Source organism: Microbulbifer epialgicus (assembly GCF_041447265.1).
Classification (GTDB): domain Bacteria; phylum Pseudomonadota; class Gammaproteobacteria; order Pseudomonadales; family Cellvibrionaceae; genus Microbulbifer; species Microbulbifer epialgicus.
Genome location: NZ_JBGMEK010000031.1, coordinates 1 through 22,844, shown reverse-complemented (window position 1 = coordinate 22,844; position 22,844 = coordinate 1). Strand labels below are relative to the sequence as shown.

Below are 22,844 nucleotides of genomic sequence, written 5' to 3'. Positions count from 1 at the left end.
CCTGCCTAAAAGATGATGTTTATAAGATTACTCACCCTCTTTGTACTCTTCGCCGCCTTTGTTCCAGCCACTTGGGCCTATGAGCTCTTGTATACTGCGGAGATCGACCCAGACGCCAAGCTCGCACGGGTGGAAATGTCACTAAGTGGGAAGGATATTCCCAGCAAGCTCACGATCAATTTAAGTTCGGGGCGGTATAAAGATCTGAAAAGTAAGGACCCTCTGGAGATTAAGGGCGCAAAGGCCATTTGGCACCCCAAGGGCCGCAAGGCAAAGCTCAGCTATAGCTTTGTGATAGATAACCAAAGGAGTAATGGCGGTTATGATTCCAGAATTACGCAAGACTGGGCCATCCTCCGTAGCGACAAGTTAATAGCCCCAATCTCTGCGACCAGCCGTGGGCGCTCTAATGCACGCTTGAAGCTGGACATGCCCGAAGGCTGGTCTTCCGCCCTGCCCTACCCGAAGATTGAAAACAATTTCTATCAGCTATCCGACCCCAAGCGCCGCTTTGTAAGGCCCAAGGGCTGGATGATTGTGGGTAAAATCGGCAGCCGCCAAGATTTGATTGCAGGCACGGAAACCAGGATTTCTGGGCCCAAGGATCAGAATATTCGCCGCCAGGATGTCCTCGCCTTCCTCAACTGGAACTTGCCAGAGCTGAAGAAAATTTTTCCACTTTTTCCCGACCATTTATTGATCGTTACAGCGGATGACCCAATGTGGCGTGGCGGCTTATCTGGCACCCGCTCACTATTTATGCATGCCGACCGACCACTGATCAGTGGAAACCGTACCAGTAGTATGATTCATGAACTAGTACATGTCGGCACAGGTATCCATGGTGACGATGAGAGCGATTGGATTGTTGAAGGCCTGGCTGAATTTTACTCGCTTGAAATCCTACGTCGCACTGGCGGAATTAGTGAAATCCGTTATCAAGAGGCAATGGAAAAACTTGCACAATGGGGTGAGAAAGCCCCTTCCCTTTTAGTGAAACGCTCTTCAGGCCCAATCACTGCCCGTGCTACCGGGGTCATGCTGGAACTGGATAAAGAAATCCGCAATGCCAGTGGCGGAAAAGCCAGTATTGATGATGTAGCGCGGGAGCTGGCAAGCACCCGTGGCGAGGTAACTTTGAAACATTTCCGGGCGCTGTCTGAAAAAGCTGCAGGCCGACCTGTAAAAGCCCTGGCCACTGAAAATCTTACCGAAAAGGATACTCAGAGCGCCAAATAGCAGGCAAAAAAAAAGCCCTGACGACGGGGGGGGAGAGCGTCAGGGCCAAGACCATTAGGAGTGAAACTTGGAGGATTTCATCCTTGCTACACAGCAGGCAAGTACCGTTTCGGTGTGCCCTACCGGCGCTACTAAACACGTTTTGGGGGAGACGTGTTAGCCAGATAAAGACAGTATCGAACACCCGTGACAGATTGCCAGCAGCCCCGCTCATAAATTTAGAACAAATGGAAATAGGTTCATTGACAGCAGTGCTAAAAGTTATTACGCCTTCTGCCTTAACGATCCACAGGAACTTTTTCGACTTTTTCGCGCTTCTTTTTCACATTGATGAAATCAACGCTTGACTAATCTTTGAGAGTCCATAGAATAGCGGCCTCTTACGCAGCCAAGTGCACGTAAGTATAAGAAAACGCTAGGATTTTTCAGATTTATCAGATAGAATTCGCAGCGTTCAATTTCGCAGTAGAAGCGGAATAAAAAGGCTAGGTGGCAGAGTGGTCATGCAGCGGACTGCAACTCCGTGTACGCCGGTTCGATTCCGACCCTAGCCTCCATTTTCCTTTCCATCACAAAATCCTGTGAATTGTGGTGGAAGTGAGGACCCAGGACAAAGCAAAGTGCTACAGTCCCCCTCGCAAAGGACCTGCCCGGGTGGTGGAATTGGTAGACACAGGAGACTTAAAATCTATAACAAGTCATTCTAAATCAATGACATAGATTTTTGGTACAAGGATTCGGTACGGAATCACCCGGCAGTTAAGGAAAGCTACTCAGCCCGAGTGGTGAAATTGGTATACACAAGGGATTTAAAATCCCTCGGCCTCACGGCCATGCCGGTTCAAGTCCGGCCTCGGGCACCACTCCCCTCCCCTCTAAATTCCCTTTAAAAACTTCATTACCACTAATTTTTGCATCCACCTCATCAAACATTTCTGGTGAAAAATGCACATAGTTCATCGTGGTCTGAATTGAGCTATGTCCCATCCAGTTCATCACCGTGACAAGATTTACTCCTCGCTTAATCAAGCGCGTGCAACATGTGTGGCGAAGCGTGTAGGTAACGCTCTCATCAGAAATTCCCATCATTTTTTTGATGGTGTTGAAAGCATCGGCTCTTGAGCGTTCATGTCGTAAGCCAGTGATAAATGAATCATCCAAGCTCGCGCCACTTTCTAAGCGCTCTTTAATGTACGCTTCCCAAACAGGCTTAAGCTGGCTGACAACAGGTAGCCGGGTTTCTACTTTCTTACCTCTTTTCTTTTTACGCAAAAAAGTGACGCGCCAGGACTTAGTGTCAATACTGCCTATTTTTAAGCTGTTCATCTCAGCAGGCCGCATCCCAGTGTGTAGCAGTCCCAGGAAAAGAGCTTGCCAGTCCAGTGATACGTGCTTCATTACTTTTTCAAAGCGCGTAACAGTTTCATCATCCCAGGCGAAGCGGGTTTTTGTAGCATCCTCATTCACAGTGCCCTGCATCGTCACAGGAAAAACAACTTCTGTCTCTGTGAAGAAGCGGAGTAAAACACCCACTTTAAAAAGCCCGTTAAGGTAAGCCAGCTTGTGATTAATAGTGTTCTGGGAATTACCCTGCTTTTCACATTTATCAATGAAGTCCAGATAATCCTCAGCTGTCAGCTCAAAGGGCGACTTGTCCCACCAGCCCATCATTTCTAGGGATCGCTCAGTAGTATTGCGGCTTACGTTGGTAGAGTTGTGTTTCCAAACCTTAGGATGCTGCTCAGCACGCTTGAAGAGGTCACGCATAGTCAGCTTTTCACGCTGCTTCTCAGCCTCTTTTACCTTTCCAAGGTCTTTCCCTGAATCAATATCGTTCACCCGCTTCAGGTACACCTCGCGGCACTCCTGCTCACTATCACAGGTTGCTTTGATGCGTTCACCTTTGTAGGTTTTATTGAGCTTGTATACCACCTTCCCGCTCTTCAGCCGCTCACGCGTTATCCCTTTACCAAGTTCAATCATTAGTAGCTCTCCATATCGTACTTGTCAGCCCTATTAAATGCGACCTGAAAACAAAAGGAAGGCGCTAATCGCCTACCCTGCAAGCCTCTTCACTTGCTTATAAATTCGCTTGCCCTTTTCAGTCAGAAGGAAATAGCCATAGGCTCCTTCAATCGCGCTCCTATCGTCTATCCACTGAATGAGGTCGTACCCGTAGCGGATTTCACCATCAGCTCCAGTGTCCTCAATCCGCCGAAGTCGTTTGGTTAGTTTAGAAATAGACCCCTTTGGTAACGCATCGCCGAAGAAGTCCATAATAGTTTGCTGAGTCAATCCTTCATTACCAGCCTCAGCTGTCATCAAAAATACGATGACATGCCTAGCGGTTACTCTTGGGTTCGTTTCATTAACAACGACCTCAATTGCCCTTGAAAGGTTGTGGAGACTCATCTGTTGGTTTTCCTTAAGTGATTAGAGCATCCCGCTCAGTTACACCGCCCAGGTAGCAGTCAGTAAAAATTTGCGTGGATGATACGCACCCAACAATCGCTAAGCAAGGCTATTTTATGCGACCTGCGTGCTGTTTATCTTCAGAGGCGACTGCTTCCACCTCCCCCTTGTCGTACTCATCCAGGCCAAGCAATTCATCCAGCTCAGCACAGTCATTAAAGTACGTTACCCCCCACTGTACATGGGCATATGCAAAGCCACTGGAAATTAAATCCTCAGCGGTCTGCCTACCCTCAGTGGTGGCTTGATTAACAGGGAACCAACGCCCACTAGCAATAAGTGTTTCTGACTGCTCAGCTGTTCCCTCATAAGCACCAAATGATGTAATTCCATTATCCATTGGTAGAAACATCGTGTCCTCGCTCCAGACAGGTTGTTATTTATTCAGTTTCCGTCAGATGGTTGTACTATAACTACTACTTTTGGACTATTTCCGTACAAAAAGGGGCTAGAATGTAAAGGAAATATGGTCAATTTATAATTTTGTTGTATGAGTAGTAGTTTAAAAATCGATTATGAACGTCTCCCAGGAATACTCAGGGAGATCCGCACAAAAATCTTTGGGCTGTCACAAGAGCAGCTTTCAAAGAAAATTGGCATTAGCCGACAAACATACGTAAAGCTTGAAGGCGGGAGTAAAACAGACATTTCCTTTGACCTGCTAATTGCTTTCAGCACCGCACACCCAGACTATTTCATTCCCTCCTATGTATTTTGTAAGCCTTTTTCTGAACGCCGTATTAACACCGCTTCAATCCAGCTCCTGGCGGCCATGCAGAGAGTGGCTGCCGAGGGAAACCCTGAAATTGTTGAGCGGTCAGCACTCGCCGGTTTAATGTCCTTGGAATATGTTGCTGCTCCTTGTCAGCAGAAGTACAAAAGCATTTTGAAAGCTAGCTCCACCGGGCTGATGTTTAATGTTCAGGCCATCATTGCAAACTCTCGCCACACCCACTCGTAAGCGTGTTGTTAGCTGTTGTAAGCCTGGTGTAAAACACTCTGCCGGACCTCTTCTCGCTACCTATCTTTCCTGCTTCTACTAGCGCATCAAGTAAGTCCTTGGCTTCTTCATACTGGCACTGAAAGAGCGCCATGGTTCCCCTTACTGTTGGATTCCATCCGCTATCTAACCGCTCAGCAAGTATCCTCAAGGGGCGTCGCCTATCGTTGATTTGTGGGGGTGTTGTACGGGCTTCTGGTGCGTGTCCTGCCCTACCCTTGAAGAATTCACTATCACGTTTTGACTGTCTGTCAGTGGCATCTAACACCAACATCAAAAGCGCTACAACATCCAGCAACACACCAACCAAAATAGAAACCTGAGAGAGATACGCTGGCCTATCCCTCACGTCACTCAGTCTCTCCAGCGTCTTCTCTATGCTTTCGTTGAGGTCCGGCAGCTCCTCGCCTCTTTGCTGCTTCGCCTTGCTTACGCGGTCTAGCTCAATCAGCCGCGCACTACCTGCTAATGCCTGCCGCTGCTGTTCTAGTTGCTGCTGAACATGTTGTTTTAGTAGCGGGCTTGTATGGTCACTGTATGCGCCTTGTATGTACTGAACAGTGGCAAAGACAGAGACAACAACCAAGGCAGTCACACAAGCCAGAACAACACACAACCGCTTAAAGTTTCGCTTCTGCCAGTACTCCACAGAACGCACTGCTAACAGGTTCTTAGCTGCTTCAAGTGATATTGCGGTAACAACAGAGAACAACACAGCAACAGCACCAAAAGGAACCGAGACAGAACCCAACCAATAAGCCGTGCAAACAGCACTTACAACAGCCAGGACAACACCTAGAAAGCGCATCCCTAAACCCTCCCTGTGAGGACTGAAGCCAGCCCAACAAAGCAACCAAAGGCAACAAGCGCAGCAACAACAAGCCAAAACAACGGCGCTACTTCCTGCCAATTAACAACCGCTTGCCAGACCATGAAAAGCAGGACTAGCGCGGGCACTAGATAACTAACTATCACGCAACACCTCCAACCAAATACAAGCGAGAGCGTCGGACAGCACAGCAGACAGCGCCCAATGCCCGCGATAAGTAACAATGAACAAGGGGCCACAACGGCGAATAACCATAGGTAAGCCCTCAAAAGGGGTTTAAAGCCGCACTCAAGCGGCCTTTATGTCGCACTTAGTAGACCTGCTAGACGCTAAAAACATGTCCTTTCACTACACACCATCCACTGCAATTCAGGTCACGGCCTACGGAATCCCAGTCAATATAACCCTCCAAGTGGTCAGGGATTTCACCCAGGTGGTCATTCTGATAGGCCCATTCTCCCAGGGTTTCAGCATCGTCATTTTTCTCTTCAACGTGCCCTTCGTAATAGTCCTCTAAGCTTCCAAGCTCGTAGCCAATAGACAAAGCAGCATCCACAACCTCCGCGCCGTGCTCTTCTACGGCTTCTCTGTATTCCCAATACTCAGAATCTAAGGAATATTCACCAACATACTTATCGGGCACATCCTCAGAGTCAGCTACCCGATACTCCTCAAAGGTGTAATAACCCCCTTGGTATTCAATATCCGCGTGTGGGAACTCGCCTGCTATGACTTTCTCTTTCAGCGCTTGCAGGCAGTCCTGCACTGCATCGTTGAACTCTTCCTCACTACTGAGTTCATCAAGGTCAATCGTGAAAGGAAGCAAAAGGCCGTTGTTGTACGTGCTCAACTCGTAAAAAGTGATGTTAGCCATGTTGTAAATCTCTGTTGTTGTCTGTTGATGCGACAACTCTAGGTCGCACTTAGTAGACCTGTCAAGCGATACTTAGAAATAATTTTAAAAGTTTGTGAATGTTTGGGAAGCATTAGGAAGGGAGCGGATAGAGTGAGCTTGTGAGGGGCTGGTGAGGGACTAGGAAGGAGTGCCGAAAATAGCCCCCCCACCCATAATCAGGTAAGATTGGTTTTAATCAGAAGTAATAGATTTTTGGGGAAATAATGAGACTTACTAAAATATTGATTGCCGGGGTGTTTTGTCTTACCTCATTTTCTGCTAACGCAGAATGGACCGGGGCTAAAAAAATAACATACTTGAAGGCTGAAGATAGTGGTATCCACTTCAAACTAGAGGGTTTTGTAAACAACTACGAGGTCACCGCGAGCTGTACCGATAATTTTTATATGAATAAGAACACTACAGACAATTACGAAGCAAAGGTTTCTTTTTTGTTATCAGCTTACATGTCAGATAAACAGGTGAATATCAGCTTTGGTAATTGCGACCCAAGTGGTCATATAGCAGCGTCTTCTGTAGCGTTTAACTAAGCTAGAATCACATTGTTGCTACCTATGCATAGCCCTCAATGAATATATTTGATTCATGTATTGCTTACGATTATGAAGGAGTACAGAGGGCTTGTAGTAATGTGAATAGCCGCGTTACAGATGAATTAGAAATGAAAGGACATTCTGGCCACGAATAAGGATGGATATAGCCATATTGGCCACAATAACAGTCAAATCAGGGTGAAAGAAGATTATAGATCTCTTGAAAACCCTTATGAATCAATAGGTTAGAAGGTTTGGTACAGGCTTTCGGTACAGGTAGCAGTCAGGAAGGCCCCCACGGGGGGTAACGCGCGGTCCTTATTATCAATCTCCCCACTCAGATTTTTTCAACAAAATATCCAGGTGCTTAGAAGTGCTCTTCAACGTACTTCTGAATCTTCTTCTGAGTGGCTTCATCAGTCTCATAGAAAGACCCTGGCAAAACTCTAATCGGATACTTCAGCTCCTGGGCAGCCAGTGTCTCCTGCATCTGGTGGTAGTAACGCATATCCTTTGGAGAGGTCAGTAGCAGATAGACAAGAGGCTTTTTCTGAGTCTGGTTGGAGTAGTGCATCACATGCCCTATTGAGTCTTTCCACTTGCTGGCAAACTCAACTTCAACCACATACTCATCACCTAAGCAGTCAGCTCTTGTGCCGTCTCCTAAGCGGACTTCAATAGCGCTTTCAGGGAGCTTCAGATGCTCATGGCAAACGTAATGCTGAAGCTCCTTTTCAGAGAAAGCGAAAGCTTGGCCTCCCAACAGGAGAAGAAGTTCTACTGTGACATGCTTCGTCATGACACCCTACAACCACTCAGGATGATTGTTTAGAGTTTGTGTCATCACTGTCTGACTCATCTTCCTCAAAGACCTTGGAGGGGTCGCCTGTATACTGGGGCTCATCAAAGTCAGGACCATCCTTAAAAATTTCTTCAGACCGCTTTTTAAGCTTGTCTTGGATGTCTTTCATTTTCTCTGTGTGAGACTTCTCAGCCGAACTCATGATTAAAGCCTCTTATAGAGATAGTGGGGATTGCGTTCATGGGCATCATCAAAATCCATGGTGCCTTTGACATACTTATAGCCATGACGGGCGTAGTAATTCACAAGCTCTTGGTTAGATGGGTGCATTATCCGCATCTCATTAGCACCAATTCGCAGCGCGTAAGACTCCGCAGCAAGTAAATTAATCTGCATCACTTGCCCCCGTAACGGGCAGTTGTCAGGTGCGCGCTCAGTGAAATCCAGTCGGAGACGTGAGCCATTGTAAGAGGGTCTACCTATAGACAGGCCACATAGAATGTCGTCTTTCCAGATAGCAAGTTCAAAGCGCTTAGGGTAACGGAGGCTGTAGACCTCGTAGCCTTTAGTCCAATTCCAGTCTACTTCACGTCTCTCACTTGCTTCCCAAGCCTTTGCTCTGGCAAGGGAGCGAGGGTCAATGCCTTTCAGGCTAACAGCACCTTTATACTTTTGAGGAAGTGCGGCCTGGGCATATTGCCTAGATTCAGACCTGTAAAGTTCATAACGCCTCTCAGCATCTAAATGAGTTGCCTGCATTGCATTCCCTTATCGCAATTTCCCTGAGCGGTCCTCAATAGAGATTTACTGAGACCGTTGTATGTCCTGACTCTTATCCAACTAAAGTAGATTAAAATTTAGTCGGCAATCAGTTTACCACGCATAAATACAACGACCTACATCTCTAGGTAAGAACGCTCAAGGAAATTGCTGTTGAGGCCGTCTATCAGCCTCTCTCAGCGTGATTAAGTATGCCTTAGCAGGATTGCCTTAGTAGACCTGAAAGGGTGTTTTAAATCGCTCCTGGCCGCTTTCAAACCTCCCACTCTGAATCAAGAGAAACCAGACTGTCCTTAGGTGCCTTATCGCGAAGGCTCTGCGGGAGCTTAGCCACAACAGCATCTTCATCGTCATCACAAAGGAAGTCCCAATCACCCTGCCACTGACCAGTTTTCGCACGGTATGTGGGCAGGTCTTTATACTTATGCCAGTTATCGCAATCATCCTTTGCTATGTACTTCTGACCCACAAAGAGATGAGCTCCAAGAATTTCTCTGAGCGTTTTCTTTACAGGCGCTGGCTTGGGGGTGCTTTCAGTTAAGGTGTTAAGATCAATTAACTTACGGTCCAGACTTATCAAGCTAGTCCTGGACAGACGCCGCTTAAGTATCTCTGGCAGGCGTTCAACGGAATCGCTATTCAGCCTAACGAAGCTTGAGCGACCATGCCAACGACCGTGCCGAGGAAGCCAACGAGGAACTTCCAAGTAAGCGAACCAGTAACCATTAAAGTCCTTTGCAATCCAGCGGTAAGGCTTTGGTAGAAATCCTTCTAAAAGATCTCTAAGAGTTTCCGGCTCCTTTTCTTTGGGCTCATCTGTAGGCAGCTCTATACGACTCCATTTCATGTTGGCTGGATTCAACGCTAACCGGCTAACCCAGATTGAGCCGTCCTGAGCAGCGCAAATTGCAGATGGAAAACCATCCACTTGCATGGGCGTCAAGGAGACTATGTTGCTGTTTACAGGGAGCTTAATAGAGGGGAGTGTAAGTTCTTGTTGCGGTGTTGCGGTTTGTATATTTGGCATTGGTATCACCATTTGAAATTGTCAGCGTCCAGGTACACTTGCGAGTGTCTTCTAAGACATTTCTCGCCGTGCCTGATGTGCGGGTGGATTAAGGCGGGAGTTAAGCGGATAAGCAGCCTCCATTGGTGCTCTTCACTTTTCACTCCGCGATGACTGTCAAACTGAGTAAATTCAGTCCACTCCCCTGCTCTTACTTCCCGTCCATCTGCAAACTCCGTGAAAGGCGGACCAGACAACCAAAGAAACATCTTCTGTGTCGGATCGCGGTCTTCTAAGACCATTTGGCCAGCCTCATTGCGAGGTACATGGTCAAAGTGCCAGTTCGGTATGCAGGGATATTGGCCGGGCATTAACATGTGAACCTTAGCGTCCACAATGTAATCACTATGAGGGATTGGAGAGGCTTTAATGATGGGAATTATCTTCCTCATGTATAACCATGAATCCGATATGGTGGCCCCCATCAAGCCATTGTGCATCATCTTCAACTCTTCCTGACTAGGGACCATCGTTAAAGCCCTCCAAGTCAGTAGCAGTGTCGTGCTGGCTGCTTCTGGATTTACTTGAGCCTAGTTTGCTTACTCCATACTCAAGAAGAACACCCAGCACGACACAACCAATATGAGACAGTATCAGCATTAGAATTACCTTTTTAATTCATAGAAAAACCCTCCCTTCCAGGGATACCCTTTCAGAGCTTTAAATATTCTTTCTTTAGGTTGTTGGTAGTGGTGGTTACTAAAAGACCCTTATAAGCCCTTATAAGCCCTTATAAGCCCTTTAAAGTGCCCCCTATAACCTTAAAAAACAAAACCCCGAAGAATCGGCGAAAAGAAAAAAATATTGCCTTAGGGCAACAAAACTCCAAACCTAGTAACCATGCGGGTTTCAGAGCATTTAGAGTGGGGGGTGCGAGGAGTGGAATTGGCGTGGGAATAAACACACAAGAGGCTTATACGATCTAACCGGCAGCTTGACGCTATCGTCCTCTAGGAACAGAATCCCTCTCCATACGAATAAGGACATTGTTAAGTAAGAAGGATCTCTATGAGCGAAACTGACGTGGTTGAACAAGAAACGAGCAGCTTCCCTTTCCGTATAAAGGAATTAGATATAGCTAATGAAGAGTGGCGCCCTGATAGTGACCGGCTTAAGCGGTGCGAGGAAGTAGAAAACCTAACCCCGCTTCTGGAGACTGTTGAAGCACCTCTTGTTTTTGCGATTGATAGCCCATGGGGTGGAGGAAAAACAACATTTATTGAGCTATGGCAGAAATATTTAAAAGAAAAAACAAAGTCTAAAGCCTGCTTACATCTAAATGCTTGGGAGAATGATTTTGCGGAAGATCCCCTTCTACCATTGTTGTCATGTTTTGATGACTGGCTGTCCGACAAGAACAATAGTTTCAGCAGTAAGGTCAAAGATGCGTGGAAGAAGGTGAAAGCATTTTCTCCTGCGCTAATTAAGAGTGGCGTTTCTATTGCCTCTAGACTTGCGACACTTAATACCCTTGACCTTGGTAAAGAATATGAAAAAGTGATTGCTGATGCAGTTGGAAATAGTGCTGAAACTGTAGTAGATGAATATCAGTCAAAAAAGACCTCCTTAGACCTCTTCACTCAGAACCTAAATGAAGTTGTTTCCGCTTTGCCGAAGGGACAGCAAAACCTAATTATCTTCATAGATGAACTAGATCGCTGTAGACCAACATTTGCCATTGAGTTACTAGAGAGAATAAAGCACTTATTTAATTTAAAGCGTGTAGTGTTTGTCATTGCGGTAAATCGTGAACAGCTTGGCAAGAGTATTAAAGGTGTTTATGGAAATGATTTTGACGGACATTCTTATCTAGGTAGATTCTTTGATATTGAGTATCAGCTTGCTGAGCCCAATTGCTCTCAATATATTGAGGCAGCTACCATCAAATCAGGATTAAATGATTTTTACAGTAAACTACCCGCAAGAGCTGACCTTGGTTATGTAGAGGTTATCCTAGAATGGCTGTGCGAGCGTTTCTCCTACTCTCTTAGAGATATAAATAAAACTGTTAGCCGCTTAACACTTATCATTAAGGCATCCAGTCTCTATAATCACTCAGAGATTGAACTGCTTATAGTTATGCTTTTCCTTAGGCAACAGAATGAGAATCTATATAAGCGATATTTAAATGGCACCTGTACACCAAATGAGATAGCTGAGTATCTCTTAGGTGATTCAATTGAATCCATATATAAGATGAGTTCGCCTCATTCAATCGCAACTACTATTGGCACTTTAATAAATTTTGAAGAGAATGCAGATACATATAAAGAATGCATATCTTTTTGGGAAAAGCAGCACGTTGAAACTGATATTATTGAGATGAAAGGTATAATAGGCATAATACTTGATCACGCGGGAAGTTTAAGGCATGGAAGGCATAACCCTAGATTAAAGGAAACAATTGCTAAGAGGGTGGCATTAATTCAAAAATTGCGAATGAATTAATCCAAATTAATCCTTATAATGAAAAATGCCTGCAAAGCCCCTCACAGGCTCTACAGGCACCTTCAACTTATCTTAAGCGGCTTACTGGACGTATCCAGTCGGACGGCTGACAGTGACTCCTGAGGCGTCCACTGTGGACACAACGGTACTACCAGCACTCATAAACTTCTCTACATTATTCAGCAGGTCATCAATAGCCTGCTCTCTGTGCTCCCTACTCACCTTTGCAGTGTCAACTGCCATACGGTCTGTAAAGAACTTGACCCCCATTGCGAGAGGGTCAATAAGGTCATCATGTACGAGGCTTCCCTTCTCATACGTGATTCTGGTCATCTGATAAAACAGACTATAGCGAATCTCACTCTTGTTGTTCTCGTAGTCCCTCTCAATCACTGAAGGTGTTACTACAAGCCTGTGCTGCATCATTACAGGCTCCAGGCAATCAATGATTCGCCTTTCTTTCTGCCCTTGTGATTTTGTCTCTTCCACACCACATGCGTAGCTGTCGTACAGGACTGGCCTCAGAAGCTCGGTGAACATCCCATCACCAAAGTTATCTTCCACAAGCACTGTATGGACTCCATGACGCTTAGCCATCTGAGCAATAGACCTGAGCGTTGGCTTTGCATAGCCCTCTTTAAATCCCCTTGCTTCGGCTAGGAAGATGTATCCCCTGAGGAAATAAAGCACCACAACCCCTGTCAAGTCCTTACCACGGCCTGAAGGGTCAATTACAAGTAATTTATACTCATAATCCAGGCGCTCATCACTAACCCAGTCTGGGTGGTAATAGTAATCACCTGTCAAAGCGACATTAGGTACATCAACAATCCTGTCGCCATGCCGCATCAAGCTGAATTCTACAGGAGCCTTGACTGGCATAATGTCAGACACGATTAAGTCAGCCACCTTGAGCGGATACTTCTCAGCATCACTCAAAGTTGTGTCAAGCATGAATTGAAGGGCGAAACCGGCCTTACCATAGGATGCCAAACGCTCATCCAGGTCCATTTTGGTGAACCGCTGAGGGTCTGTTGGCTGGTCTACAAGGCTTGGGTCCCGCTCTAAGTCATCAACAATGAGCTTTGCCAGAGCCCCTTTGTATCTCTCCAGATTCTTTGGATACAAAGCAGGCCAAATCTTAGTCTTATAGCCACGTTCAGGTAGCTTGCTATACAGGCTCATCTCATGCTGAGGCGTTCCTAGGAATAGGATCTTAGGCTCAAACTCCATCAAGGCCGAGTCATACGGCTTGAGAATCGCATCAAACTCCTTCACCAACTCACTTAGTTTGTCTTGAGCGGTCTGGGTTGCGGAGTTGTTCAGTACCTCAACGTCATCTGCAATGATTATGTCGGCGCGGGAACCAGTCAGCTGGCCGGTGATACCAACAGACTTAACGGATGGTGAGTGGTCAACCCTTGCAGGCCCCACATCAAAAGCAATTAGCGAGTCCCTTTGATTGGTCTTTGCTCGCAAATGTTGGAGCCAGGGAACCTCACCTATAAGACGTTTTGTAAACTGCGAGAATGCGTCTGCCCTTTCCTTAGATGCAGACACAACCATGATTTTAAGTTGAGGGTCGCGGTAGAGCATCCATACAACAAAAGCTGAAGTAATGAATGATTTACCACACCCTCGGAAAGCTTGAATGATAAGGCGCTTAGGGGAATTACTCAGCGCCCTCGCAATATCATTCTGTAGTCTTGTTGGATTGGGTAGATTTAGATGTTTCCAAATCAGGTAGAGAAAGAATAGAAAATCGTCTCGTAGCCGCTTCTCTACTTCATGTGCCATCTAACTCCTAATTTATTGTGTTACCGGCTTGGTAGTTCTCCAAGTCCTTTGAAATCTCATCCAGAATACTTCCAGGTTTGGAATCACACTGGATGCCATTGTGCTTCAGCAGGTTAATTGCCTGTGCAATTTCAGCAGCTGTTGCCTTGCCGCCTTTAAGCCGCTCTAACAGAGTCTTAGCGGCCTCACCGTGAAGCTGCTCTAGCAGCTCCTGTAATGCGCTCACTTATTACGTCCCCTATTCTCTTTCTTAGACTGGATGCGGAGATTGCTTGGAGCCCTATTAGCAGGGTTTCTATCTTTATGGTCTACATCTTTACCCTGCACGGCTTTCTTCCCTTTCAATTTAATCATCAGCCTACGCGACTTGTTCCGCTCCGACCTGCGACGTACTTGCTCAGGTTTTGAATGGTAACGAGCGTATTCTTCTTTGTAATCACGCTCCTTTGACATTCAGGGTCTCAGCCATGTCCTCAACAACTTTGTCATCAATATCAGTTTCAGTGCGCTTAGCAAGCTCACGTAAAGCGCGGATAATCAACCGTTTTAGAATCTTCTCTGACATAAAGGCAAAGAAGGTATCTTTAATTACTTTCGTCATTACACTCATAGTTATTACTTTTATTCCTCTTAAACACCCCTTTAATTTTCGGGTAATATATTTTCAAAATCGTGGGGATAATAATTAATAGGTTTAATACACCCGTTAATATTCCAAGCATAAGTGCCCAATCAGCAACTTTAACGCCCAGAACAATAGCCCCACCTACCCCCACTGTCGTAGCAGAGGTGGTGGCTTGGAAAAACTCTTTCATTTATTCGTTAGGGTTTATGGACTCCGTTATGGTTTACATAACCACCGGCAATATAGGTATCAGTTTCCTCAACATCCAGCATCAATACTTCCAAGGGCTCTTTAACTAGCCGGATGTGTATCAGAGAATCCCATGTTAGATCGTCTTTTAGAAGCTTATCACCAGCCTTCAAATACAGAGCACGGCAGAACCCGTATAATCCATTTCGCTCAATAAAAAATGGGTGGGATAGAGAGCACTTAGCTGCATTAACCTCCATGTGCATACGCTCTTCAGTGATTTCTAAATGCTTTACAACAGACCACGAAAGATCACCAGACAATTCAGACGCCTGCCATTCTTCCCAGCGTCTTTGAGAGGATTCATCAGGCAGACCATGAATAATATAAGATTTGACTACATCACCAATAACAAGGTCTTTTAGTTTTTTGAAACCACTTTTGGTTTCAATTTCATAACCAGTCCATAAGCAGCCTGGATCAGGATCAACGTCAGAGGATCTAATTGCCGTGGTATTCAAAGTAAAGGTTGCGGTATCCTTGATAGAGTTATCCCCCCGCCACCGCAGCTCAACTTTGAACTTACTCTCTCCTGTCGTACTACCGTTTGTAGTTCTGGAAACATAATGCTCAAAATACCTCTGGGCATCCAACCTATACCATGTGTTAGCGGCTATCCCATTGGAAAACTCACTACCAGTACCATTGGATGTTACATTTACCCGAATATCAAAGTCATTTCCGGGTGTTCCTGTTTGAGACACCCAGCGGGAGGAACCGGAATTCAAGGTTCCATTGGTTGTAATAGTCCCATCAGTATTGAAATATATCCTATGGTAAGCATTGGCAGTGCCTCCAAAATATGTGTGTGAACGGCGGGAAGCCCAGTCCGTCATTGCCGTTGTGTACGCATACCAAGACTTTCCCCGGCAGTCACCAAGCCCAATTTGGCCTGAAGACTTACCAGCCAAAATACGCACAGAACTGTCATTAAGTGAGCGTTGTGAAGTGGATGCTGCTCCTATCTCCACACTCAAATGCGAGAATCCTATTTGCCCAGAGGGTGTAGTCATTTAAACAGCCTCCTAACCCACTGCCACACCTTCACATACCAGGGGCGGGACAATTCCTGAACCTGTTTATCAAGCTCTTGCAGGGCCGCAACCAGGACCGCTGAAACTCTCGGATAGTCGAGGGTCTTATAGTCGTTACCACTGATTGACTTCTGTTTTTCTGAATCCCAATCAAAAGGTGCTGGATGGATTAGCTCCGGATTTGTTATCTGTACACTCTGAGCGCTCAGACCTATCTCCAACCTATCGGACTTGATAGCCCCATTGGAGAGGCGTTCACCATCCTTGCTACCGTAGTAAGTAATAGGCTTCCACTGCCTGATTGCGGATAGACCCTCAACACCCCCAACCACATCTTTTAGACGTTCATCAGAGTAATAACCAATAACATTACCATCAGCCCTAAATTCACCTGAATCTAAAAATTCAAAACGAAGTGATCCAGCATCATTCAAAAACCCTAGAGCAGAATTCGCACTTGTGGATGTTAGGTATATCCTCCAGTCAAGGGAGTCTGTGTCTGTATCACTCGCACTATGGAAATCAAGGTATCTTCCAATTGAGGTGACACCATTAGTCTGGGTCCATACGACAACACCATAATTATTACCGCTTGTCCATAAGGGTAATCCAGCCAATTTACTGGAATCAGCAGCCCTAGCAGTCTTCCCCAGGTAATTGCTAGGATTGAAATTTCCTGAGTGCCAAACTGTACTGCCCTTGTAAGTAAAGGCACTTGAGTTACAGTTGAACGTGGCGCCCCCACTTCCAATTTGAAGGGCTCCATCAGTACGCAGAAGACTCATACCGCAGTAAATACCTGAAGTAAAAGCGCCTGCTGGATTCAACCGTAGCCAAGAGTCATTACCCTGTAGGGCGTGTTTGTTATCAGAACCGGTATAGAGGCTGCCAGCAGCGGTGAGTAGATTGTTGCGTGCCGTAACATCGTAACCACTAATGTTGTATGAGTCGTTTGTGCTAAGGCCGCCGGCAACACTCACAGGGCCTGTAAAGGCAGCGCCGGATAACAGCGCGTATGATGAGCTAGACTTCCCGCCGAGCTTATCGGCATCAAGACCACTACCAGCACCATCATTTCCTGAATGCCATACCTTATGTGTCTCAGTACCATCCTGAAAGTCAACTGCGCTTCCTTGCAACGTCATACGCGCTGCTGTTACTCCAACCAATACAGAGTCGGTTGAGCGCATCCCCAGAATGTTATGGCTAGTACCCGAGCTATCTTCAGCTTGTAGGTACCTAGCATTGCCGAGCTTAATTGCACCCCCATCACCTACCGTTAAAACCGCATGTAGAGTGGAGTTAGTACTTGAAGAGAGTCCTCTCAAGCCTCCTATCGTAATATCTACATCACCATCCTGACCATTGATACTACGAACTCGCGCACCTCTTGGGACTCTATACCAAGTTTGGTCCCCAACACTCCAATAAATTTCATCACCGGCATTGTATGTAACGCCATCAATGTCACCGTCAATGGTCACATGATAAAACCAGGACTTATCTGTATCGTCAGGGACTGAGGGGATATCTGTGGAAGACCACTCTCCCAGTGGAATTGGGTCATTAGTCAGCGCAAACTGCATTTGGCTGACATTTTCCTCCATCACAGCTACGCGGTTCTCAGCAGCATCTACTGCATTCTTAGCAGATTCGGCTGCGCTTTTAGCTGCATTAGCATCGTCCTTAAACCCTTCTACAGCCCCAACTTGCTGGTCAACATGGGCCCGGTCAGAAGCTACCGCAGAGCGGTCAGAAGCAACTTGCCCGCTTAGAGAGTCAGCATCATCTTTAATTTGCTCAATGTCTGCTTTGTAACCCGCAACAGCCTGCTTATCGCTTGCAGCTTGCGCAGCAGCATTAACCGTATCTTGCTTCTTGCTAGTTACATCACTCTGAATAGACAACAAATCAGTCTCAATAGACTGTATATTGCTATGAATTGCATCTATCGCGGTTTTTACATCTGCCACATACGCAGTATCAGACTCCACTGTGTCATACCACGTATTGATAGTGTCGTACTTATCTCGTATCTCGCCTAGGTATTGCTGGAAGAGTAAATCCTTAGCATCCAATTGAGCTTTGTTTACTGCGTCACCGGGATTAACACCATCCGAGAGGTTGTATATGTAGCGCCCCAACATATCAATGGAGCGGTCTGAGGTGAGGGAAACAATATCATGCGTAAGGTCAATTGCTTCCTGCGCAACATGGAATACCTGTAAGGCAGATGTATCCAGGTCATTCTCAGTAAGAATTGTGGCGTTCTCAAAATCAACAATACGGTTCTGTACTGGAGTAATACGCCGCACCATTACAAACGCATTTTGGACAGCATCATCCAGCTCTACTGTGGTGCTGCTGAGCCATGAAAATGGAACTTGAACGCCATCTACTTCACAGAAGATATGCTCTCGGTCTAGGTAATCAAATGAGATACTGAGAGGCCCCTTACCTGTAAAGTTAGGGTACTCATTACGTGCATAAAATTGGTTCATTGATTCCTTTTTTATTCATCAGGAAGAGGTGTGTTATCAACTAGATTCCTCAACATCCCATCAATGAATGGAGCATTCTGCATAATCATTAACCTCTTCAATGTCATTAAATCTTTTTCCGAAATCTCCTTATCTTCACTTACTGCCGCCTCACCAATTGAGCTTGCAAGCTTTACAGCATTAGTCGCCCAAGCACCTGCTGGTGACTGCATAGGGTTTAGCAAGGAGTTTTCCAGTCCGGTATAACGCTGGTTAAATAGAGGATCGCCAAAGAAGTCTGCACCAGTATCAGCAAAGGCTGGCAACAGCGCTGCCCAACTAGCTCTGGCGAAACCAGCTTTAATTATCTCTTCATTGGAGAGCTTTTCTTTTAGGTAGTCCTCTCTATCTGGCCTACCAACAGCAGCTGTATGGGTCCGGGCTATATAACCCAGTGAGGCAAATAAAGAGCCGTACAACATCTTTGTAACGCCAAACCCTATATCACCGTCTCTTAACTGGTTGGCGGTGTTTAGCAGCTGCTTTGAGTGGGCTGAGATAACAAAGGTACGGAACTGGAGAAGAATCTTGGAAAGGGGCGAATCAAATGGGAGTAAGTCTCCTATGTCATTGACTTGGACAGAACGCTCGCCCCACTTTCGTAACAGCGTTGCAAAGCTTTCTGCTACTTCCGGCTCCCAACTCTCCCAGTTCAGCTTATGGACATTCTCGGCACCCTTGGCATGTCTCTTCATCTCATGCTTGATCGCATCAAAGTCTTCTGGGGTTATACCGTATTCCCTTAACTGCCGTTCAGACAGAGCCAGTTTATTACCGTGAATCTCTTTCCAGACCCTATCCACCTGCCCCTTAACAACCAGCCGCTGGCTAAATGTGGTAATCAGGTTCATCCCTGAGACAGTAGCTACCCCGCGATTAGCCTTGTCCAGACCTCTCTCAACCTTGCCTAACCAACCGTCGCCAATGGAATCCATTATTTCTGGGTCGTAGTTAGTAGCCCTAGTAAGGAAGGCTTGTGAACCATAACCGCCGGTAAACTCCTCCAGTTCAGCCGCAAGGTCATTATCTAGCTCACCATTACGGGCTCTGAGCAGAATGCTTTTCCATTCTGGTATCGACTTGAAGAAGCCTTTAAAGCCCATGGTAGCTACCACGTTGCCAATCTCAGCTATCTGAGCAAATCCAACCATCCCCATCACATTACCAAAGGCCATTTTTCGCCCTAGTCGTGATGTGGTTGCTAAGAGGCTTTGGCCATCGTGATTGGGTATTCCTAAGATGTGGTTCAGGGATTTTTGAAAGGCATCCATCTCGGCTTTCATGCGCCAATCAGTACGCTTACCAGTGGCTCCTACCGCGTGGTACTGTTCTTCCAATCTTTTGCGGAGAGCTGCTACCTCTGAGTCCCCAACAAGACCATGCCTTGCCAGTGCCACTTTACCCAGCTGACGGTTCATATAGGAGCGGAGTAAAACATCTGCATTACGCTGGAAAAGCTCAGTAATCGCTGTGCCGTCATCCAGGCGCGCATTCATATCCAAGGCTATCCGCTGCTTCCAGGCTGAGTCTTTTCCGCCCTTACCTTCCTTCCTGTTTGCGCTTAACTCCAGGTCTTTAGCCAACTCATCAATGGTCCTGCCATCAATACCAGCCTCTTCCAAGTGGTATCGGAAGTCCTCCGCATCCATTTCAAACCACTTCCTCCAATCCTGCCCAGCAGTTTGGTATCGTCTGGAGGTAATAATCTTCACTACATTCTTTGCGATACGCTGAGCAACATCTTCACTGACACCAACAATCCCTTTTGCCAGTAGCTCCTGAGCCTTTCCTCTGCCCATACGCTCAATCCGCATATCGTCATAAACATGAGGAAGGTATTTCGCATTAACCTCAAAGTTCTCTGCCCCACGTACAGCTGCACCACGACCACCCTCACGTTTCAAGGGGTTCTGTTGAAGCTCTCCAAGCTCTCTATAAATCCGGGCATGAACATCCCCCACGGCTTTAACAGCTGGGTGATAGTCACCTCCCACGCCTTCAATGTAATCAGAAACATCCCGGTAGAATTTATTGCGGGCTTGGGTCTCCTTCATAGCGCCAAAGCCATGTTCCTTCTTCCAGGCGTTGAAGTGGGTGTGTTCAGCCTTGGCTATCTGTAACTCAAAGCTACTTTGCTGATGCCTCTTCCAACCGCTGGCAGACCTTGCTGAAGTCGTTCCCCGCTTTGCCCAACCGGTTGATATATCTACCAACTTGCTTGACCAGTGGCGTAGCAGTGAATTATCAGAACCAGCCATTAGCGAACCAATCGTGTAGTTCACTTTTGTGCCGAATGCCTTATCACTGTACTCATGCCCGTTAGAGGCCAAATCAACCCTCTCTGAAGCGGCGATTTCGGTGGGAGTCGTAGCAGCTGTCGTTGAGTCATGTCCGGGGTTATCTAAATCCAGGGGTTGCTCAACATCTTCAAACCTTCTCCTACCTTCTTGAGTAAAGTCACCGGCTTCTTTTAACTGTTTTGCCTCCACTTCCCTGGCAACTTTTGCATAGGCAGTAGAGAGGTCTGGAGAAACCCTCCCAAGGGAACCTATAAGTCCTCCAAAGCTGCCTGCTGTAGCTGTAGCGAGAAGAACATCCTCATCATCCATTAAAGGGTCTACTGCATTCACTAGGCCCTCTACAGTCGCTACTTCACCAGCAGTTATCGCGCCAGCAGTAACCGCTCTCTTAACCCTACCTACACGGGAGCCCCACATTGCAGCAGCGCCGACGCCCCCAGTGAGCGTCCCGGCTACTAATGAAGTGGGGTCAATGAGATTTGCAAGGATTCTTGCTGACAGGGCGTTGTCGCTCTGTATTAAGATATGCTCTAGCTTTTGAGCAGCTAGTAATTCTTCACGCATAGACTCAGCATGTTGCAGACTAGTCGCCTCTACCAAACTAGCCTTATGCTCATCTTGTAGGCCCTCTCCGAGCCTATGAAAATCGTCTTGGGAGAGTGTGAAATCACTCCTCTCCTCATACCCCTCTAACTCACCCCAGCGCGCTAGTCTGTTGTGTGTCCAATCCAGCTCAGCTGCCGTACCAAAAGCCTCAAAAAAGCCCACTGAATTTTGCTCAGCGGGCTTAGATGCTTCAAGGGACTGCTCTTGCTCTGGGGTAAGTAAGGTAGGGCTTTGGTTAATACTTAACGAATCTTTCTGTCTCTGCTTCGCGATTGCATCAGAGACTATCTCATGTCCTACCAACTCCACTTTAAGTCTCTTCTAATTTTCGTTGCAGCTCTTGTAGTTCGCGCTTCTTCCGCTCAACTACAGCTGCATCCACATTCATCCTAATATCACTTTCAATTTCGGCCTGCTTTGCAGCGATACTATGGGAGAGTCCTGACTTCTTAATCCCACCGGTAACAGTATTTATCACCGGCTTCACAGCTCCTCCCAGAGCACCAGCAACTGCCTTTGTAGGTTTAACAAAGCTCTCATTGAAAGCTATGGCTGCCCGCCTTCCCGCCCCACCGGCATCATGCTCGGCGAGCGCTCGGGTGTATTCATGCTCATTCATCTGGGCCGCTACTTCTGGTTTCCCGAAGTCGTAGAGGTTTGCAATCGGCACATCACCAGCTATAAGAGGCCGAGCAATCATTGCAGTCTTTCGGTTTATAGCGAGGATGTTGTTATCAGTCGGGTTATAGAAGAGAGCAATATCCTCTGGCCCCACCTCTACCCCATCAGTTTGCATCTGTTTGGCATAACTCTCCCGCAGGAACTGAAAAGCAACTTCAGGGGCTCTGCCTGTTTCCTGCTGGAAGCGAATAACCTCATCTTTACGAATGGCTACCCCGCCTACCTGCGTGAATTCATTGTCAATTTTGTTATAAGCCATCTCTAAAGCGCGGTCTTGAGACACCCCCATCTGCATGAGATAAGAGGTTTCACGCTCAATCAGGCCAATCACAGGCTTACTATTGAAATCCCCATCCAGGTCTTTGGACCAGCTGAACCAACCTTCACCAAATTTCTTCCCTAAGAACTCATCTCGGTCAGCGATGGCATCTTTTCCCCACATTACTTTTGGAGCGGGTTGGGTGAGGTCTGTGCTATTGATTCGCTGGAGAGCTTGGAGAGGTGTTTCATCAAGAAGCTGATGCTCATTAAAAGCAAGGACTTTGCGCCTAGTGTCATCAGGCAACATCCCTACATAGCCGGTTTCCATGGCCATTGGTAAAACCTGGAGCATCTGCTTAGTGATAGGAGCCAGCTCTTCAGAGTTGCTTGTATTCTCATCAAATGCTGCGAACCCACCTGAGAAGACTTGGTCCAGGGGCTTGTAGCGCTCGCCATTCTTTTTCAAGGCATTGAAGAAAGTCTTCATGCCCACATCACCCTGTCTTAGGAAGTGGTTGTAAGCGAGTCTCAAGGTATCTCCCTTAAGTGTCCCCTCGCCCTTATCCCACTGCTGAGCTGCAACGAGTTATTGTCAATTCTGGTGTTTAGCCAGTCTGATCAAGCAGCGCTCTGATCGGTGGTTGTCGCTTCCTCTCCATCCGTGAA

Annotated in this window: 23 protein-coding genes and 2 tRNA genes; 6 read left to right on the top strand and 19 right to left on the bottom strand. The window is 46.6% G+C overall.

The window, feature by feature from the left end:
- The first annotated feature begins 12 nt into the window (after positions 1-12).
- The 3 genes from ACCI49_RS13955 to ACCI49_RS13945 all read left to right on the top strand — a co-directional run bounded on the left by ACCI49_RS13955 (position 13) and on the right by ACCI49_RS13945 (position 2,102).
- Positions 13-1,239, top strand: coding sequence for a hypothetical protein (locus ACCI49_RS13955; protein ID WP_371839635.1), 1,227 nt, complete (start codon positions 13-15; stop codon positions 1,237-1,239).
- Between the two features lie 483 nt (positions 1,240-1,722).
- A tRNA-Cys gene (locus ACCI49_RS13950) sits at positions 1,723-1,796 on the top strand.
- Between the two features lie 219 nt (positions 1,797-2,015).
- Positions 2,016-2,102: transfer RNA gene (locus ACCI49_RS13945), tRNA-Leu, on the top strand.
- Here the strand turns inward: ACCI49_RS13945 and ACCI49_RS13940 are convergent.
- The 3 genes from ACCI49_RS13940 to ACCI49_RS13930 form a co-directional block, all read right to left on the bottom strand.
- Positions 2,065-3,222: a tyrosine-type recombinase/integrase gene (locus ACCI49_RS13940; RefSeq protein ID WP_371839634.1), complete on the bottom strand. Its 1,158-nt coding sequence runs from the start codon at positions 3,220-3,222 to the stop codon at positions 2,065-2,067. The two genes, ACCI49_RS13945 and ACCI49_RS13940, sit on opposite strands and share 38 nt — an antisense overlap.
- A 72-nt stretch (positions 3,223-3,294) precedes the next feature.
- The gene (locus ACCI49_RS13935; RefSeq protein ID WP_371839633.1) at positions 3,295-3,651 is read right to left on the bottom strand and encodes a hypothetical protein; all 357 of its coding nucleotides are present in this window, start codon (positions 3,649-3,651) and stop codon (positions 3,295-3,297) included.
- A gap of 109 nt (positions 3,652-3,760) precedes the next feature.
- Positions 3,761-4,051, bottom strand: a complete 291-nt coding sequence (locus tag ACCI49_RS13930; protein WP_371839632.1) for a hypothetical protein — start codon at positions 4,049-4,051, stop codon at positions 3,761-3,763.
- A gap of 150 nt (positions 4,052-4,201) precedes the next feature.
- Here ACCI49_RS13930 and ACCI49_RS13925 point away from each other — a divergent pair, with 150 nt between their 5' ends.
- Entirely contained in the window at positions 4,202-4,672 is a 471-nt protein-coding gene (locus ACCI49_RS13925) for a helix-turn-helix transcriptional regulator (RefSeq protein ID WP_371839630.1), read from the top strand.
- Here the strand turns inward: ACCI49_RS13925 and ACCI49_RS13920 are convergent.
- Together ACCI49_RS13920 and ACCI49_RS13915 are read right to left on the bottom strand one after the other, a co-directional pair.
- A complete protein-coding gene (locus ACCI49_RS13920) occupies positions 4,641-5,519 on the bottom strand; it encodes a hypothetical protein (RefSeq protein ID WP_371839629.1) in 879 nt (292 codons plus the stop codon). The genes ACCI49_RS13925 and ACCI49_RS13920 overlap by 32 nt on opposite strands.
- A 343-nt stretch (positions 5,520-5,862) precedes the next feature.
- Positions 5,863-6,414: an antirestriction protein ArdA gene (locus ACCI49_RS13915; RefSeq protein WP_371839627.1), complete on the bottom strand. Its 552-nt coding sequence runs from the start codon at positions 6,412-6,414 to the stop codon at positions 5,863-5,865.
- Positions 6,415-6,659: 245 nt separating this feature from the next.
- Between ACCI49_RS13915 and ACCI49_RS13910 the strand changes: the two genes are divergently transcribed.
- On the top strand, positions 6,660-6,986 hold the full coding sequence (locus tag ACCI49_RS13910; protein WP_371839626.1) for a hypothetical protein: 327 nt from the start codon (positions 6,660-6,662) through the stop codon (positions 6,984-6,986).
- Positions 6,987-7,356: 370 nt separating this feature from the next.
- On the opposite strand, the gene ACCI49_RS13905 is transcribed toward ACCI49_RS13910, so the two are convergent.
- The 5 genes from ACCI49_RS13905 to ACCI49_RS13885 form a co-directional block, all read right to left on the bottom strand.
- On the bottom strand, positions 7,357-7,788 hold the full coding sequence (locus ACCI49_RS13905) for a hypothetical protein (protein ID WP_371839624.1): 432 nt from the start codon (positions 7,786-7,788) through the stop codon (positions 7,357-7,359).
- A 16-nt stretch (positions 7,789-7,804) separates the two neighbouring features.
- The gene (locus tag ACCI49_RS13900; RefSeq protein ID WP_371839623.1) at positions 7,805-7,993 is read right to left on the bottom strand and encodes a hypothetical protein; all 189 of its coding nucleotides are present in this window, start codon (positions 7,991-7,993) and stop codon (positions 7,805-7,807) included.
- Positions 7,994-7,995: 2 nt separating this feature from the next.
- The gene (locus tag ACCI49_RS13895) at positions 7,996-8,550 is read right to left on the bottom strand and encodes a hypothetical protein (protein ID WP_371839622.1); all 555 of its coding nucleotides are present in this window, start codon (positions 8,548-8,550) and stop codon (positions 7,996-7,998) included.
- Positions 8,551-8,824: 274 nt separating this feature from the next.
- A complete protein-coding gene (locus ACCI49_RS13890) occupies positions 8,825-9,598 on the bottom strand; it encodes a hypothetical protein (protein WP_371839621.1) in 774 nt (257 codons plus the stop codon).
- Positions 9,599-10,096: 498 nt separating this feature from the next.
- Complete coding sequence (locus tag ACCI49_RS13885) at positions 10,097-10,237, bottom strand: hypothetical protein (RefSeq protein WP_371839620.1); 141 nt, start codon at positions 10,235-10,237, stop codon at positions 10,097-10,099.
- Positions 10,238-10,645: 408 nt separating this feature from the next.
- Between ACCI49_RS13885 and ACCI49_RS13880 the strand changes: the two genes are divergently transcribed.
- The gene (locus ACCI49_RS13880) at positions 10,646-12,085 is read left to right on the top strand and encodes a KAP family P-loop NTPase fold protein (RefSeq protein WP_371839619.1); all 1,440 of its coding nucleotides are present in this window, start codon (positions 10,646-10,648) and stop codon (positions 12,083-12,085) included.
- Positions 12,086-12,166: 81 nt separating this feature from the next.
- On the opposite strand, the gene terL is transcribed toward ACCI49_RS13880, so the two are convergent.
- The 9 genes from terL to ACCI49_RS13835 all read right to left on the bottom strand — a co-directional run bounded on the left by terL (position 12,167) and on the right by ACCI49_RS13835 (position 22,710).
- Complete coding sequence (gene terL, locus ACCI49_RS13875) at positions 12,167-13,882, bottom strand: phage terminase large subunit (protein ID WP_371839617.1); 1,716 nt, start codon at positions 13,880-13,882, stop codon at positions 12,167-12,169.
- Between the two features lie 7 nt (positions 13,883-13,889).
- The gene (locus tag ACCI49_RS13870) at positions 13,890-14,108 is read right to left on the bottom strand and encodes a DNA packaging protein (protein ID WP_371839616.1); all 219 of its coding nucleotides are present in this window, start codon (positions 14,106-14,108) and stop codon (positions 13,890-13,892) included.
- Entirely contained in the window at positions 14,105-14,236 is a 132-nt protein-coding gene (locus ACCI49_RS13865) for an HNH endonuclease (protein ID WP_371839669.1), read from the bottom strand. Before ACCI49_RS13865 ends, ACCI49_RS13870 begins: the two co-directional genes overlap by 4 nt.
- A gap of 82 nt (positions 14,237-14,318) precedes the next feature.
- Positions 14,319-14,483: a hypothetical protein gene (locus tag ACCI49_RS13860; RefSeq protein ID WP_371839615.1), complete on the bottom strand. Its 165-nt coding sequence runs from the start codon at positions 14,481-14,483 to the stop codon at positions 14,319-14,321.
- Positions 14,467-14,697 (bottom strand): hypothetical protein, encoded by a 231-nt coding sequence (locus ACCI49_RS13855; RefSeq protein ID WP_371839614.1) that lies wholly within the window; start codon positions 14,695-14,697, stop codon positions 14,467-14,469. The genes ACCI49_RS13860 and ACCI49_RS13855 overlap by 17 nt, the downstream gene beginning before the upstream one ends.
- Positions 14,698-14,704: 7 nt before the next feature.
- Positions 14,705-15,769, bottom strand: a complete 1,065-nt coding sequence (locus ACCI49_RS13850; protein WP_371839613.1) for a hypothetical protein — start codon at positions 15,767-15,769, stop codon at positions 14,705-14,707.
- On the bottom strand, positions 15,766-18,291 hold the full coding sequence (locus tag ACCI49_RS13845; protein WP_371839612.1) for a phage tail fiber domain-containing protein: 2,526 nt from the start codon (positions 18,289-18,291) through the stop codon (positions 15,766-15,768). The genes ACCI49_RS13850 and ACCI49_RS13845 overlap by 4 nt, the downstream gene beginning before the upstream one ends.
- An 11-nt stretch (positions 18,292-18,302) precedes the next feature.
- Positions 18,303-21,545: a hypothetical protein gene (locus tag ACCI49_RS13840; protein ID WP_371839611.1), complete on the bottom strand. Its 3,243-nt coding sequence runs from the start codon at positions 21,543-21,545 to the stop codon at positions 18,303-18,305.
- Between the two features lies 1 nt (position 21,546).
- Positions 21,547-22,710, bottom strand: a complete 1,164-nt coding sequence (locus ACCI49_RS13835; RefSeq protein ID WP_371839610.1) for a hypothetical protein — start codon at positions 22,708-22,710, stop codon at positions 21,547-21,549.
- Positions 22,711-22,844: the final 134 nt, after the last annotated feature.

Excerpts from the sequence above, each read along its gene's own strand:
- ACCI49_RS13955 (WP_371839635.1), top strand. The coding sequence starts at position 13 with ATGATGTTTATAAGATTACTCACCCTCTTTGTACTCTTCGCCGCCTTT.
- ACCI49_RS13940 (WP_371839634.1), bottom strand. The coding sequence starts at position 3,222 with ATGATTGAACTTGGTAAAGGGATAACGCGTGAGCGGCTGAAGAGCGGG.
- ACCI49_RS13935 (WP_371839633.1), bottom strand. The coding sequence starts at position 3,651 with ATGAGTCTCCACAACCTTTCAAGGGCAATTGAGGTCGTTGTTAATGAA.
- ACCI49_RS13930 (WP_371839632.1), bottom strand. The coding sequence starts at position 4,051 with ATGGATAATGGAATTACATCATTTGGTGCTTATGAGGGAACAGCTGAG.
- ACCI49_RS13925 (WP_371839630.1), top strand. The coding sequence starts at position 4,202 with ATGAGTAGTAGTTTAAAAATCGATTATGAACGTCTCCCAGGAATACTC.
- ACCI49_RS13920 (WP_371839629.1), bottom strand. The coding sequence starts at position 5,519 with ATGCGCTTTCTAGGTGTTGTCCTGGCTGTTGTAAGTGCTGTTTGCACG.
- ACCI49_RS13915 (WP_371839627.1), bottom strand. The coding sequence starts at position 6,414 with ATGGCTAACATCACTTTTTACGAGTTGAGCACGTACAACAACGGCCTT.
- ACCI49_RS13910 (WP_371839626.1), top strand. The coding sequence starts at position 6,660 with ATGAGACTTACTAAAATATTGATTGCCGGGGTGTTTTGTCTTACCTCA.
- ACCI49_RS13905 (WP_371839624.1), bottom strand. The coding sequence starts at position 7,788 with ATGACGAAGCATGTCACAGTAGAACTTCTTCTCCTGTTGGGAGGCCAA.
- ACCI49_RS13900 (WP_371839623.1), bottom strand. The coding sequence starts at position 7,993 with ATGAGTTCGGCTGAGAAGTCTCACACAGAGAAAATGAAAGACATCCAA.
- ACCI49_RS13895 (WP_371839622.1), bottom strand. The coding sequence starts at position 8,550 with ATGCAGGCAACTCATTTAGATGCTGAGAGGCGTTATGAACTTTACAGG.
- ACCI49_RS13890 (WP_371839621.1), bottom strand. The coding sequence starts at position 9,598 with ATGCCAAATATACAAACCGCAACACCGCAACAAGAACTTACACTCCCC.
- ACCI49_RS13885 (WP_371839620.1), bottom strand. The coding sequence starts at position 10,237 with ATGCTGATACTGTCTCATATTGGTTGTGTCGTGCTGGGTGTTCTTCTT.
- ACCI49_RS13880 (WP_371839619.1), top strand. The coding sequence starts at position 10,646 with ATGAGCGAAACTGACGTGGTTGAACAAGAAACGAGCAGCTTCCCTTTC.
- terL (WP_371839617.1), bottom strand. The coding sequence starts at position 13,882 with ATGGCACATGAAGTAGAGAAGCGGCTACGAGACGATTTTCTATTCTTT.
- ACCI49_RS13865 (WP_371839669.1), bottom strand. The coding sequence starts at position 14,236 with ATGATTAAATTGAAAGGGAAGAAAGCCGTGCAGGGTAAAGATGTAGAC.
- ACCI49_RS13860 (WP_371839615.1), bottom strand. The coding sequence starts at position 14,483 with ATGACGAAAGTAATTAAAGATACCTTCTTTGCCTTTATGTCAGAGAAG.
- ACCI49_RS13855 (WP_371839614.1), bottom strand. The coding sequence starts at position 14,697 with ATGAAAGAGTTTTTCCAAGCCACCACCTCTGCTACGACAGTGGGGGTA.
- ACCI49_RS13850 (WP_371839613.1), bottom strand. The coding sequence starts at position 15,769 with ATGACTACACCCTCTGGGCAAATAGGATTCTCGCATTTGAGTGTGGAG.
- ACCI49_RS13845 (WP_371839612.1), bottom strand. The coding sequence starts at position 18,291 with ATGAACCAATTTTATGCACGTAATGAGTACCCTAACTTTACAGGTAAG.